Source organism: Campylobacter jejuni (assembly GCF_049221745.1).
Taxonomy (GTDB): Bacteria; Campylobacterota; Campylobacteria; order Campylobacterales; family Campylobacteraceae; genus Campylobacter_D; species Campylobacter_D jejuni_E.
In genome coordinates, this window is the sequence record NZ_JBMJAO010000004.1 from 47886 (window position 1) to 62744 (window position 14859).

The 14859-nt window shown below is 30.5% G+C and carries 12 protein-coding genes; 5 read left to right on the forward strand and 7 right to left on the reverse strand.

Annotated elements, in window-relative coordinates; translation table 11 throughout:
• Positions 1-3 precede the first annotated feature (3 nt).
• Both purC and ACOTU8_RS04500 read right to left on the reverse strand, forming a co-directional pair.
• A complete protein-coding gene (gene purC / locus ACOTU8_RS04495; RefSeq protein ID WP_422341971.1) occupies positions 4-714 on the reverse strand; it encodes a phosphoribosylaminoimidazolesuccinocarboxamide synthase in 711 nt (236 codons plus the stop codon).
• Entirely contained in the window at positions 715-2049 is a 1335-nt protein-coding gene (locus ACOTU8_RS04500) for a S41 family peptidase (protein ID WP_422341972.1), read from the reverse strand.
• Positions 2050-2166: 117 nt separating this feature from the next.
• On the opposite strand from ACOTU8_RS04500, the gene ACOTU8_RS04505 reads away from it, so the two are divergent.
• Together ACOTU8_RS04505 and clpB are read left to right on the forward strand one after the other, a co-directional pair.
• Positions 2167-2457 carry a metal-sensing transcriptional repressor gene (locus tag ACOTU8_RS04505; protein WP_422341973.1) on the forward strand — a complete coding sequence of 97 codons (291 nt, stop codon included), beginning with the start codon at positions 2167-2169 and terminating at the stop codon, positions 2455-2457.
• Positions 2458-2567: 110 nt separating this feature from the next.
• The gene (clpB, locus tag ACOTU8_RS04510; protein WP_422341974.1) at positions 2568-5141 is read left to right on the forward strand and encodes an ATP-dependent Clp protease ATP-binding subunit; all 2574 of its coding nucleotides are present in this window, start codon (positions 2568-2570) and stop codon (positions 5139-5141) included.
• Between the two features lie 28 nt (positions 5142-5169).
• Here the strand turns inward: clpB and pbpA are convergent, their stop codons facing one another.
• Genes pbpA through alaS form a run of 3 tightly spaced genes read right to left on the reverse strand, consistent with a single transcriptional unit; the run spans position 5170 to position 10177 of the window.
• Positions 5170-7101 (reverse strand): penicillin-binding protein 1A, encoded by a 1932-nt coding sequence (pbpA, locus tag ACOTU8_RS04515; RefSeq protein WP_422341975.1) that lies wholly within the window; start codon positions 7099-7101, stop codon positions 5170-5172.
• A complete protein-coding gene (gene maf / locus ACOTU8_RS04520; protein WP_422341976.1) occupies positions 7098-7649 on the reverse strand; it encodes a septum formation inhibitor Maf in 552 nt (183 codons plus the stop codon). Before maf ends, pbpA begins: the two co-directional genes overlap by 4 nt.
• The gene (gene alaS, locus ACOTU8_RS04525) at positions 7649-10177 is read right to left on the reverse strand and encodes an alanine--tRNA ligase (RefSeq protein WP_422341977.1); all 2529 of its coding nucleotides are present in this window, start codon (positions 10175-10177) and stop codon (positions 7649-7651) included. Before alaS ends, maf begins: the two co-directional genes overlap by 1 nt.
• A 111-nt stretch (positions 10178-10288) precedes the next feature.
• On the opposite strand from alaS, the gene ACOTU8_RS04530 reads away from it, so the two are divergent.
• Genes ACOTU8_RS04530 through hemH form a run of 3 tightly spaced genes read left to right on the forward strand, consistent with a single transcriptional unit; the run spans position 10289 to position 13147 of the window.
• Positions 10289-11362, forward strand: coding sequence for a DegT/DnrJ/EryC1/StrS family aminotransferase (locus ACOTU8_RS04530; protein ID WP_422341978.1), 1074 nt, complete (start codon positions 10289-10291; stop codon positions 11360-11362).
• A 4-nt stretch (positions 11363-11366) separates the two neighbouring features.
• Positions 11367-12233 (forward strand): Gfo/Idh/MocA family protein, encoded by an 867-nt coding sequence (locus ACOTU8_RS04535; protein WP_422341979.1) that lies wholly within the window; start codon positions 11367-11369, stop codon positions 12231-12233.
• Complete coding sequence (hemH, locus tag ACOTU8_RS04540) at positions 12230-13147, forward strand: ferrochelatase (RefSeq protein WP_422341980.1); 918 nt, start codon at positions 12230-12232, stop codon at positions 13145-13147. The genes ACOTU8_RS04535 and hemH overlap by 4 nt, the downstream gene beginning before the upstream one ends.
• 238 nt (positions 13148-13385) lie before the next feature.
• On the opposite strand, the gene mnmH is transcribed toward hemH, so the two are convergent.
• Positions 13386-14384, reverse strand: a complete 999-nt coding sequence (gene mnmH / locus ACOTU8_RS04545; RefSeq protein WP_422341981.1) for a tRNA 2-selenouridine(34) synthase MnmH — start codon at positions 14382-14384, stop codon at positions 13386-13388.
• Positions 14374-14859: an HIT family protein gene (locus tag ACOTU8_RS04550; protein WP_422341982.1), complete on the reverse strand. Its 486-nt coding sequence runs from the start codon at positions 14857-14859 to the stop codon at positions 14374-14376. The genes mnmH and ACOTU8_RS04550 overlap by 11 nt, the downstream gene beginning before the upstream one ends.

Here is a 14859-nt window from a genome sequence, read left to right on the forward strand (position 1 = left end):
TCCTTAACTTAATATTCTTTTTAAAACTTCTTCATAAGCCATTTTTACATTGCCTAAATCTTGACGAAATCTATCTTTATCTAATTTTTCATTGCTAAATTTATCCCAAAATCTGCAACTATCAGGACTTATTTCATCAGCTAAAACAAGCTGACCATCTTTAGTTGAGCCAAATTCAATTTTAAAATCAATCAATCTTAAATTTTTATCATCAAAAAATGGAGTTAAAATAGAGTTAATCTTTCTAGCCATATTTTTAATTTCACTAATTTGAGCTTCATTTTGCACTAAATTTAAAATCAAACAATGCTCATCATTGATAAAAGGATCGCCTAAAGCATCATCTTTAAGACAAAATTCCACCAAAGTAAAAGGTAGCACAGTACCATCTTTAATACCTAATCTTTTTGTGAGAGAACCTGTTGCAACATTGCGCACTATAACTTCTATAGGAATAATTTTACACTTTTTAACTACTTGCTCTACATCACTTATAGCTGTTACTAAATGAGTTTTAATTCCATTTTTTTCAAGCAGGTGAAAAATTTCAGTACTAATTTTACAGTTTAATGCACCTTTTCCACTTTCATTGCCTCTTTTTTCTGCATTAAAAGCAGTTAAATCATCTTTAAATTCACTAATTAATAAATTTTCATCATCAGTTTTAAAAAGCTTTTTACCCTTTCCCTCGTAAAACATTTCTTTTTTTATCATTTATTGCCCTTGTTTAATATTTAAAATTTTAATAGTATCAATAGCTGATTTTAACTGTGCGTCATCATTGATTTGTTTTTGACTAATTAGATTTTTATTGTTTTTATTTTCTTGTTTATCTTCTTTTTTATTTTTATCTATTTTTTCAAGCTCACTTTCTAAATGTTGTTTTAAGTCACTTTCTTTTATAGAAAAACCATCTTCTTGGGTATTTACTTTACCTGGAAAAACTTCAATATCAGGTTTTACACCCACTGCTTGAATAGTACGCCCACTTGGAAGATAATATCTTGCAATAGTAAGCCTTAAAGCTTCAGTTTTATTAATAGGTATGATTTGTTGAACACTTCCTTTTCCAAAAGTATTTTCACCCACAATAACACCGCGTTTAAGATCTTGCAAAGCTCCACTTACGATTTCACTTGCACTAGCACTTCCGCCATTTACAAGCACAACTAAAGAAGCATTAGAAATTTTGTTTTTAGGATCGGCTTTATATTCTTGATTTTCACTTGCGATGCGTCCTTTTTGAGAAACAATAACACCCTTATCTATAAATAAATTTACAAGCCCTATAGCTTGATTTAAAAGTCCACCAGGATTATTTCTAAGATCTAAAATAACTCCTTTAACATTAGGATATTTTTTAAGTTCTTTACTTGCCATATCTACAACGTTTTTATCAAAATTTGTAACTCTAAGATAAAGAATGTTTTCATTTTCTATCATTTTTGCATAAACACTTTCTATCTTAATAATTTCTCTTGTTAATGTAACATCAAAAGGTTTTGTTGCGCCTTTTCTAAAGATGGTTAAAGTAATTTGAGTTTTTGGCTTACCGCGCATTTTATCCACAGCATCATTAAGATTAATTCCTAAAGTAGCCTCATCGTTGATTTTTAAAATAATATCTCCTGATTTTATCCCTGCTTTATCTGCTGGTGTTCCTTCTATAGGAGAAACAACTGTTAAAGCGCCATCTTTCATACCTACGGTTATACCAAGGCCGCCAAATTCACCATTAGTTTGAATTTTCATATCATTAAAATCTTTTTCATTTAAAAAAGAAGAATGCGCATCAAGATTGCTCAAAAGCCCTGATAAAGATTTATCCACTAAATCGCTGATATTTTGATCATCCACATAGTATTGCTCTACTATAGCAAGAGTTTTTGTAAGCTTATCTAAAGCTTCTAGGCGTTTTTGAACCTGCTCTTCTTTTTGATCAACTTTAGCTTGCAAATGACTTGTTAAAAATAGACATAAAATAAAAGTAGTGGCAAAGCCTGCAAGACCCGCAAAAAATCGTTTTGTTTTCAAAATAAGCTCCATCATTGACTTTTAGTTTAAAGAGTAAATTTTAATAAAAATTGCTTAAAACTTCGTAAATAAATTTAAATTCTTAAAAATATGTTAAAATAGACTAAAAATTCCAAAAAGAAAGTTAATACAATGTGCCAAGAAAAACATACTCATACACATTCTCAAAAACATCTTAAAGCAGTTTGCAATCGTCTAAGTAGGACCATAGGGCATTTAAGTGCTATTAAAAGAATGGTTGAAAATGACAAAGACTGTAGTGAAATTTTAATCCAGCTTGCTGCCGTAAAAGCTGAAGTTAACAATACTGCAAAAGTAGTTTTAAAAGAACATTTAGCTCATTGTATGGTACACGCTGTAGAAGAAAATGATACTCAAAGCATAGAAGAGTTAAACAAAGCTATAGATATGTTTATGAAATAATCTAAAATTAGTATTTGTCCTATTATTTAAAAAATTTTACTCAATTAACTTGACATTATATGACTAAAGTTATATAATGTCAAGTATATAAACTAAATAAAGGATAAAACATGGCAAATATACAAGATTTTTTAACTGATAATATGCTTTCAAACCTTGAAAGTGCAGCATCTTTAGCTATACATTCTAAAAATACTGAAGTTGTACCTTTGCACCTTTTATGGTCTTTAAGTGTAGATAGTGCAAGCATTTTAAATCAAATTTTAAATAAATTAAATATTTCTAAAGAAGCCTTAGAACTTGAAATTAAAAGCAGAATTTCAAAACTTGCAACAAGTTCAAATGTAAGTCGTGAAAATATACGCTTTTCTAATGAGCTTATAAATTCATTAGAAAATGCCAAAGGATTAATGAGTGCTAATGGGGATAGTTATTTAAGTGTGGATACTTGGCTTATAAGTGAAAGTCAAAAAAGTCCTATTAAAGAAATCTTGGCGCAATTTTTAGATTTAAAAGAATTTCAAAAAGAGCTTGAAAGTCTAAGAGCGGGACGCAAAATCGATAGCAAAACAAGCGATGAAACCTTAGATAGCTTAAATAAATTTGGCATAGATTTAACCTTAAAAGCAAGTGAGGGTAAGCTTGATCCTGTTATAGGTAGAGAAGAAGAAATCGAACGTTTAATGCAAATTTTAATACGTAAAACCAAGAACAACCCTATACTTTTAGGTGAACCAGGTGTAGGAAAAACAGCTATAGTAGAAGCTTTAGCACAAAGAATTATCAAAAAAGATGTTCCAAAATCTTTACAAAATAAAAAAGTCATCGCTCTTGATATGAGTGCTTTAATTGCAGGTGCAAAATACAGAGGAGAATTTGAAGATAGATTAAAAGCTGTGGTTAATGAAGTGATAAAAAGTGAAAATATCATTCTTTTTATCGATGAAATTCATATCATAGTAGGTGCAGGTGCTAGTGAAGGAAGCATGGATGCAGCAAACATTTTAAAACCTGCTCTTGCAAGAGGAGAACTTCATACCATAGGGGCAACCACTTTAAAAGAATATCGTAAATATTTTGAAAAAGATGCAGCCTTACAACGTCGTTTTCAACCTGTAAATGTAGGTGAGCCAAGTGTTAATGAAGCTTTGGCTATGTTAAGGGGTATAAAAGAAAAGCTTGAAATTCATCATAATGTAACTATAAATGATAGTGCTTTAGTAGCCGCAGCTAAACTTTCAAAGCGTTATATAGCAGATCGTTTTCTACCTGATAAGGCCATTGATTTAATCGATGAAGCTGCAGCTGAACTGAAAATGCAAATTGAAAGTGAACCAAGTTCTTTAAGAAAAGTACGCAAAGATATAGAAACTTTAGAAGTTGAAAATGAAGCTTTAAAAATGGAAAATGATGAGAAAAATCAAAAAAGACTCGATGAAATCGCAAAAGAACTAGCCAATTTAAAAGAAAGACAAAATGCCCTAAATTCACAGTTTGAAAATGAAAAAAGTGTTTTTGATGGTATAAGTACTAAGAAAAAAGAAATTGATCTGCTTAAAAATGAAGCTTCTTTAGCTAAAACTAGAGGTGAATTTCAAAAAGCAGCTGAGTTAGAGTATGGAAAAATTCCAAGTCTTGAAAAAGAAGTAGAAATTTTAGAAGATAAATGGAAAAAAATGAGTGAAAATGGAGTTTTACTTAAAAATCAAGTGGATGAAGATTTGGTTGCTGGAATTTTAAGCAAATGGACGGGTATTAGCGTGCAAAAAATGTTAACTTCTGAAAAACAAAAATTCTTAGAAGTGGAAAAACATTTAAAAGAAAGTGTCATAGGACAAGATAAGGCCTTAAGTGCTTTAGCTAGAGCCATTAAACGCAACAAAGCAGGACTTAATGCGGACAATAAACCTATAGGAAGCTTTTTATTTTTAGGACCAACAGGAGTAGGAAAAACACAATCAGCTAAAGCTTTGGCGAAATTTTTATTTGATGATGAAAAAGCAATGATTCGCTTTGATATGAGTGAATTTATGGAAAAACATAGTGTTTCAAGACTCTTAGGTGCACCTCCAGGATATATAGGACATGAAGAAGGTGGAGAGCTTACCGAAGCTGTACGAAGAAAACCTTATAGCGTGCTTTTGTTTGATGAAGTTGAAAAAGCACATAAAGATGTATTTAATGTACTCTTGGGGATTTTAGACGATGGTAGAGCAACTGATAGCAAAGGTGTAACAGTGGATTTTAAAAATACCATTATCATTTTAACTTCTAATATCGCCTCAAGTGCTATTATGAATTTAAGTGGAAAAGAACAAGAAGATGCGGTAAAAAATGAGTTAAAAAATTTCTTTAAACCTGAGTTTTTAAACCGCTTAGATGATATTATCACCTTTAATCCACTTGGAAAAGATGAAGCTTATGAAATAGTCAAGCTTTTATTTAAAGATTTACAAATGAGCTTAGAAAACAAGGGGATAAAAGCAAGTCTTAGCGAAAATGCTGCACTTTTAATCGCTAAAGATGGTTTTGATCCTGATTTTGGTGCTAGACCTTTAAGAAGAGCTATTTATGATCTTATAGAAGATAAATTAAGCGACATGATACTTGCTGATGAACTTCATGAAAATGATAGCATTATCATTGATGCAAAAGATGATGAAATAATCATCAAAAAAGCTTAATAAAATTTGAAAGTAGATCTTTCTACTTTCAAAATATAATCTCACTTTCATTAAATTTCATATTTGCTTTTGGCAATGGTGATTTGGTGGTATAATAAGCACTTTCTCCTTTATAATTTCCACGATAAACTCCATTAGGAATGCTAAATTTTCTAGTTGTATCAGGAAATTTTTCTATATATTGAGTTAAAAATTCTCTAAACACAGGAGCAGCTGTTCTAGCCCCGCCTTCTGTATAACGCATAGGTTTATTATTATCATTTCCATACCAAATGATTGCTTCTATTTCAGGTGTAAGTCCACAAAACCAAGCATCAACACTTTTATTCGTTGTTCCTGTTTTTCCTGCTATTTCTATATCTTTTACTCTTGCATTACGCCCTGTGCCTTTTTCAACAGCATTTCTCATCATATCTAAAACCAAAAAACTTTGCGCTTCATCGCTTACTTTACGCTCATTTGAATTAAATTCCATAATTATTTTGCCAGTTTTATCTTGAATTTGCCTGATAATTTGAGGTTCTTTAATTGTGCCATAATTTCCAAACATAGTATAAAATTTTGAATACTCCAAAGGTGAAATACCAAAACTTCCTAATACAATTGATAAATTAAGCGGAATATCTTTAAATCCAAATTCCATTAACTTAGAGTAAAGAACATCAAGCCCCATATCAAGTGCGAGATTAATAGTAGCTAAATTTCTTGACCTTATTAAAGCTTCTTTTAAAGTAATCAAACCTAAAAATTTACCCCCTTCATTTTTAGGCTTCCAATCTTCATTATTGCCTGCTCCACCCTCAAAAATTCTAGAAATATCAGCAATTTCACTCATGGGTGAATATCCTAAATTAATCGCTACTTGATATACAAAAGGTTTAAAAGAGCTTCCAGGTTGACGCATACTTTGAGTAGCACGGTTGTAATTACTTTTTTCATAATCAACCCCACCTACCAAAGCTAAAACATCACCACTTTGATGATTTACCACGACCATAGCTCCGTTTAAAGTGCTTAAATTTGCATCTTTATCGCGTTTTACTATCTCATCATAACCAAATTTTAAAGCATTTTGTGCCATATTTTGAACATCTAAGTCTATATTTAAAATGATTTTATATCCACCTGTTTTTAAGTCTTTAATGCTAGGACTTAATTGTTTAATCACTTCATCTACGACATAGGGAGCAGCATTTTGAGTAAGCGTATCATCATAAACTTGCGGAATTTCTTTTATAGCCGTGTCGTAATCTGCTTTTGAAATCCAACCTAGATTATACATTCTTGAAATAACATTATTTGCTCTTGAAATGGAAAGATCTAAATGCTTTGTAGGATCATAACTGCTAGGTGCTTTTGGCATACCCACTAGCATAGCAATCTCTTTAAGACTTAGTTCGTTTAAATTTTTATGAAAATACCCCAAAGCTGCAGTTTTTACCCCATAATATCCATGTCCAAAAAATATAAAATTTAAATATCTTTCTAAAATTTGTTCTTTAGTTAAAATGGTTTCCATTTTATAAGCAAGCAAAGCTTCACGAATTTTACGTGTGATTGTTCTTTCAGGAGTTAATTCTGTGTTTTTAATAAATTGTTGAGTAAGAGTTGAAGCTCCTTCCATAGTTTTTCCACCACTTTTTATAATTTTTATAGCAGCTCTAAAAATCGCATCGATATTTACTCCATCATGCTCAAAAAAACTTGTATCTTCTATAGCAACCAAAGCTTCTATAAGGCGTGGAGGAAGCTCTTCATAAGGAGCGTAAAAACGATGCTGTTCAAAAATATTAGCCACGAGCTTGCCATTTCTATCATAAATTTGTGTTGTAAGAGGAGGTTTGTATTCTTTAAAAGTATAACCCTCAGTATCAGCACTTGCGAAAAGATAAGCCACATAAATAAATCCAGCTATAAACAAAAGAGTAAAAAATGAAAAAATATATTTTAATATTTTCATAAATAAGCCTTTAAAGTTTGGATATCAAGCCCTAAAGCAGTGCTTAGATTCCCTACTTGTTGGGTGATGAAATTTTGATGAAAACCCTCACACATAATGCAACCCGCCTTACCTTTATAAAGATCATTTTCTACATAATTTTTTAAAGCATTTTCATCAAAATTTTTAAAATAAAGTGTGGTTTTTGAAAGAGAAAAAACTCTTTTTTCAGGTTTTACAAGCAAAAAAGCTGATAAAATACTTGCATACTTTCCATTTTGTAAGGCAAGCATTTCATAGGCTTCTTCTTTATCTTTTGCTTTGGTAAGAATTTTTTCATCTATACAAACTATACTGTCTGCAAAAAGCAAACTTCGATTTTGAAAATCCTTAGCCAAAGTATTTAAAAACTGCCTTTCTTTTTCAAGGACTATTTTTTGAACATATAAAAAAGGTGAAATATTTTTATCTAAATTTTCATCATAATTAAAACTAATTTGCTTAAAATCAATCTTTTCTTTTTTAAGCAAATTAGCTCTTGAAATGGAACTTGAAGCAAGAATTAACATTAAAGTGCTTTTTCTATGGTTTTTAAGCTTTGTTTTAAAGCCTCATCAATTTTACTTAAATCTTTTCCACCTGCAGTGGCAAAATCATCTCTTCCACCACCATTTCCACCTAAAATTTGTGCCGCTTCTTTAACTAAAGTTCCTGCTTTTAAAGGCGCATCTTTAACACCAGCTGCTAAAGTGATTTTTTCATCTTTTACTTGGATAAGTAAAATCACCGCTTTAGCAAATTTGTTTTTAAAACCATCAATCATAGCTTTAATATCGCCATTATCTACGCGTTTTACGCAAATTTCAACACCTTGGATATTTTTAGAATCAAGCTCTATTTTACTTGAGTTTTTAAGCTCATTTTTTAAACTTAAAATTTCATTTTTAAGTTTTTTAACCCCGCTTAAAATATCATTATTTTTAAGCTCATCTTTTATTCTAGAAAGCTCTTCAAGCTGATTTTTTACAAATTCTAAAGCCGCTTTAGAAACCACAGCTTCAATACGTCTAACTCCAGCACTCACACCACTTTCTTTAACTATGTAAAAACTTCCTATTTGAGCAGTATTTTTAACATGAGTTCCTCCGCAAAGCTCCTTGCTTTCACCTAGAGTTAAAACACGCACATTGCCTTGGTATTTTTCATTAAACAATGCTATAGCACCGCTTTTTTTAGCTTCTTCTAAAGGCATATTTTCTAAGATAGCTTCACTTGAGTTTATAATCATCTCATTGACTCTTTTTTCAATGCTTTCTAGCTCTTCTTTGCTTAAAGCTTTATGATGAGTAAAATCAAATCTTAGTTTATTGCTTTCAACTAAAGATCCTGCTTGGCTTACATGAGAACCTAAAATTTCTCTTAAAGCATGGTGTAAAAGATGAGTAGCTGAGTGGTGACGTGCGATTTGCTCTCTTTTTTCTGTATCGATTCTTGCATGAACTATATCACCAATTTTTAGTTCTTCGCCTGCTTTTATAAAGCTAAGATTAAGATTAAAAAACTTTTGCGTATCTAAAACTTCACGCTTAGCTATAAACCCACTATCAGCACTTTGCCCCCCACTTGTTGCATAAAAAGGCGTATTTTCAAGCATCACCCAACCCGTATCTTTAAGAGTAGAAACTTCTTTAAAATCCTCATCTAAAAGGGCTAAAATTTTACTTTCGCATTCTGCCTTTTCATAACCTACGAAATGATTTTCTCCAAATTTTTCAAGCAAGTTTTTAAAATCTCCGCTTGCAGTTTTATCTCCACTTCCTTTCCAAGAAGCTTTAGCACGTGCTTTTTGCTCATTCATCAAAAGTTCAAATTTTTCTTCATCAACTTTAAGGTTTTTTTCCCTTAGCATATCAGCCGTTAAATCAAGTGGAAAACCATAAGTATCATAAAGCTTAAAGGCTACTTCTCCGCTAAAAATTTCTTTAGTATTTTTAAGTTCCTCATTAAAAATTTCAATCCCATTTTCTATAGTGCTTAAAAATCTTTCTTCTTCAAGATAAATTTGTTCTTTTATAAAATCCCTCTTTTCATTAAGATAAGTATAATATCCACCCATTAAATCGCAAACCACATCAACTAATTTATACATAAAAGCTTGTTTAAATCCTAGTAAATATCCATGTCTTAAGGCACGACGCAAAATACGACGCAAAACATAGCCCCTTCCTTCCTTATCAAAACTCACTCCTTGCGCAAGTAAAAATACACTCGATCTTATATGATCAGCTATGACTCTAAAACTAGCTCCACTTTCATAAACATAGGTTTTGCCACAAAGTTTTGCAATTTCATTAATAATTGGCATAAAAAGCGAGCTATCAAAATTGCTAAATTTACCTTCTTTAATCGCCATTACTCTTTCAAGTCCCATTCCTGTATCAATGCTTGGTTTTGGTAAAGGACTGAGCACTCCATCAGCGCTTCTTTCATATTGCATAAAAACAAGATTCCAGATTTCTAAAAATCTATCTCCATCTCCACCCATATAATCTTCGCTTGAGTTAAAATATTCCTCTCCTTGATCATAAAAAATTTCACTACAAGGACCGCAAGGACCAGTATCTCCCATTTGCCAAAAATTGTCTTTATCGCCAAATTTATAAATTCTTTCTTTTTGAATGTGTTTTTGCCACAAATTAAAAGCCTCATCATCATTTTCATGCACAGTTACATAAAGTCTATCTTTAGGTAATTTTAAAACTTGGGTTACAAATTCCCAAGCATAAGAAATAGCTTGTTCTTTAAAATAATCTCCAAAGCTAAAATTCCCAAGCATTTCAAAAAAAGTATGGTGACGTGCAGTATAACCTACATTATCTAAGTCATTATGCTTTCCACCTGCTCTTATGCAAGTTTGACAACTTGTTTTGCGTGGAGGGTTTGGACGCGGAACTTCTCCTATAAATATACTTTTAAAAGGCACCATACCTGCATTAGTAAAAAGTAAAGTCGTATCATCAGGAACTAAAGGACTTGACGGGGTTATCTCATGTCCTTTTGATGCAAAAAAATCCAAATAAGCTTTTCTAATATCCATAAATTTTCCTAAAGAAATTTTTATAAAAGCATATCATACCAAAATTACTTTAAATTAAGTAAAACTAAAATACAATAAACATTTTATTTAATTTTATTTTCAAGGTTTTTTATGAATTTTATCAATCTACAAGCCCAATATTTTGCTTATAAAGATGAAATCGATGCTGAAATTAAAAGTGTTTTGTCAAATTCTTCTTTTATAGGTGGTGCAAAACTTAATGAATTTGAACAAAATTTGGCTCATTTTGTAGGTATTAAACATGCTATAGGTTGCTCAAGCGGAACTAGTGCCTTATACCTTGCTTTAAGAGCTTTAGATATTGGCAAAGATGATGAAGTTATAGTACCTAGTTTTACTTTTATAGCAACAGCTGAAGTTATAGCTTTAATAGGCGCAAAACCTATTTTTGTAGATATTAATTTATCAAATTACAACCTTGATTTTGAAGCAGTAAAAAAAGCAATAACTCCAAAAACTAAAGTCATTATAGCAGTAAGCATGTTTGGACAAATGAGTGATTTAAGGGCTTTAGAAAAAATTTTAAAAGATAAAAATATCACTTTGATCGAAGATGGTGCACAAAGTTTTGGTGCAAGCTTTAAGGGAGAAAAATCCTGCTCTATAGCTAAAATTTCTTGCACAAGCTTTTTCCCTTCTAAACCTTTAGGAGCTTATGGAGATGGCGGGGCTATTTTTTGTCATGACGATGAAATTGCTAAAAAAATAAGAATTTTACTTAACCACGGACAAACTCAACGTTATAAGCACGAATTTATAGGTATAAATGGACGCCTTGATACTCTGCAAGCAGCAATTTTAAATGTCAAGTTAAAATATCTAGAAAAAGAATTAGACAAAAGACAAAAATTAGCACAAATTTATAATGCAAATTTAAAAAACTGCCAAATTCCGCAAATTGATCCAAATGCTTTTAGTGCTTATGCACAATACAGTGTTTTAGTTAAAGATAGAGCCAGTGTATTGCAAAAATTTGAAAAAGCTAATATACCTTATGCTATACACTATCCAACCCCTTTGCATAAACAACCTTGCTTTAGTGAGTTTTCAAATTTAGAACTTAAAAATTCAGAATTTGCTAGCAAGCACATCTTATCTTTGCCTTTTTCACCTTTTTTAAGCGAAAAAGAACAAGAACAAGTTATTTGTATTTTTAAAGATTAATTCCATGAAAATAGGTATCATAGGCCTTGGAAAAATGGGGCAAAACCACTTAAATGAACTTCGTAAAAATTCCCATTTTAAAATCAATGCACTTTTTGATCTTTATAAAAACCCAAATTTAAATACTTTTTACGATATTTTTTACGATAATTTAGAAAAATTTTTAAACCAAAATAGCGATATCATCATCATAGCAACACCTACAAATTCACATTTAGCAATAGCAAAAAAAGTTTTTAAACAATGCAAATGCGTTTTAATCGAAAAGCCTTTAGCTCTAAATTTAAAAGAAATAGACGAAATTTCAAACTTAGCTAAAGAATACAGCGTAAAAGTAAGAGTGGGATTTTGCGAAAGATTTAATCCCGCGGTTTTAGCCCTAAAAAAAGAGCTTGAAAATGAAGAAATTATCAGCATTAACATTCAAAGATTTTCACCCTACCCGCAAAGAATCAGTGATGTAGGGATTTTGCAAGATTTGGCTGTACATGATCTTGATTTGCTTTACTTTTTAAGCAAACAAGAAATAATAAAAACGAATCTACTTAAAAAATATACTCAAGATCAAACAAGAGAAAGCGAAAGCATTATTCTATGTGAGCTTGAAAAATGCATTGCTAGCATACATCAAAGCTGGAATAGCACACAAAAACTAAGAAAAATTCATCTTATCACCAAAAATCATTTTTATGAAGCCAATTTAAATGACTTTTCTTTATTAAAAGATGGAAATTTTATAGAACTTACTCAACAAAGCCCGCTTTTTTCAGAACACGAAGCTTTGCTAAAACTTATCGATAATCAACCCGATCATTTAGCCAGCACAAGCGACGCTTACAAAGTTCAAGAAATTTTAGAAAGGTTTACGTGAAATTAGTTTTATTTTTAAATATGGGTGGAGCTACAAATTTACAAGATTGTGAAGTTTTTTTAAAAAATATGTTTAATGACCCTTATATTTTAGGAATTAAAAATCAATTTTTAAGAAAATTTGTAGCATGGATCATAACAAAGGCTCGTGTTAAAGCCATGCAAGAAAACTATAAAAAAATGGGCGGAAAATCCCCTTTAAACGAACTTACTCAAAGCCTGTGTGACAAGCTTAATTTAAAACAAGATGAATTTAAATTTGATTTTGTAAATCTTTATGTGCCTCCTTTTGCTAAAGAAGTTTTACAAAAATACACTTTAAGTAAAAATGATGAAATCATTCTTTTTCCACTTTATCCACACCATTCTTGCACCACGGTAACTTCATCTTTAGAAGTTCTGCAAAATAAAATTTCAAAGCAAAAAATTCAAGCAAAAGTAAAAACTATAGATATTTTTTATAAAAATGAGCTTTATAATAAGATGATAGTTTCGCACATTTTAGCTAAAAAAGGTAAATTTGATGCCAAAATTTTGATTTTTTCAGCGCATTCTTTACCACAAAGCATTATTAATAAGGGTGATTTATACGAAAAACATGTAAATGTTCATGTAGAAATTTTAAAAGAAAAATTAAAAGATCATTTTGATGAATTTATTTTAGCTTATCAATCAAAATTAGGCCCTGTAAAATGGCTTGAACCAAATACAAGCGATGTTTTGGCAAATTTAAACGATAAAGCTTTGATTTATCCTATTTCTTTTTGTATAGATTGTTCTGAAACAATTTTTGAACTAGGCATAGAGTATAAACATTTAGCAAAATGTGATTATGATTTAATTTCTTGTCCAAATGATAGTGATGAATTTATTGAGTTTATTTTAAATTATTTATCAATCTTTAAAAGAAATTAAAAACTAAATATTTGAAATTAAACTTGGCTTTAAGATGAAAACTAATATAGCATTAATTATTGCTAATATTTTCTCTGTTATAAATCATTAAGAAATTATATTTAGAAACTTAGCATTTGATAGTAATTTTATAATATATTTTTATTTTTTTAATATTTATTTTGATTAAATTTTAAAACTCTTAAAATACTTAGTCTTCAAGTAAAAATTTTAGCAGTTAAAAATAAAAATTAATGTATTAAAAGATTAATTTTGCTTTAAAATACTCCAAAATTTCTTCTTTAGCTTTTAAAATATCATCAGTATTTAACTCAAAATCAATTTTAGCTGGTTTTTTATAAGTTTTATCATAATACTCTAATAACATAATAATAAGCCTTTGCCATTCCCTTTTTTTATAACTTTTTAGCAAATCTTGGCGCAAATTTAAGCTGATATAAGGACTGATTTTTTGCACACATTGTTGAAATTTTAAAGGAGTCATTTTTTCCTGATAAATTCTTTGTATTCTTTTAACACGATTTTCTAAAGAACAAAAACAATGAATTTTAAAAGCCTTTTGTACTTTTTCATAAAATTTCAAAGGTAAGATAATATCCCCTATTTTGCGACTTTCACTTTCTATGAAAGCAAATTTTTCTAAATTTTGCATATTGTGAAAAAGTTTCGCTTCAAAAGCTTTTTGCGTAGGTTGTTTTCCTAAAATATCACCAAAAGACGAGCCTAAATGATTTGCCATTTTTTCTAAATTTATAGCTTGTGGGAGTTGTTCTAAAAGCTCTGTTTTTCCACAGCCTGTATTGCCGCAAAGAGTAAAAAAATCAAAATTTATTTCATTTTCAAAATAACGCGTTAAAAAACTTCTATAAGCTTTAAAGCCACCTTTTAAACGCACCACCCTAAAACCAATCTCACTTAAAATCACTGCGATAGATTTTGAACGCAAACCCCCACGAGAACAATAAATCCCCACCTTTTCTCCTATGCGAAAATTTTGGGTGATTTCTAATATATGCTTAGCGGTATTTTGACAAATATAACTCGCACCTCTAGCCTTGGCTAAAGCTTGATTTTTCTTATAAATTGTCCCTATTTCTTGATATTCTTCATCATTGAGTGCATAAAAATTTAAAGCTCCTATCAAGTGAGAATGCAAAAATTCTCTAGGGCTTCTTGCATCGATTAAAAGAGAGAAATTTTCTTTTTGAAACTCTGTAAATTCAACTTCACTGAGCATTTTTAAAAGCCAAAATAAGTTTTTGATAAACTTGCTCAATATTAGTGCCACAAACCCTAGTTTCTCCTATGGTTGTAATAAAATTTGTATCCCCTGCCCAACGTGGCACTAAATGATAATGACAATGAGGTGCTATGCCAGCTCCTGCATCTTTGCTTAAATTCATACCGATATTCACCCCATTTGCATGAATTTGCTCTTTTAAAATTTTTACCCCCAAACGCACAAAATGGCTCATTTCTTGCCAAATTTCATCGCTTAAATTTTCTATATGCTCTTCATGTACATAAGGAATCACCATAAAATGCCCCGCAGAATAAGGATAGCGGTTCATCACTCCAAAACAATGCTTTGCTCTAAAAATCACACCTAATTCTTCATCGCTTTTACTCTTGTTAACACAATCACAAAATGGACAAACGCTTTTTTCTTTTTCAAAATACTCACTTCGCCATGGTGCATACAAATACTGCAT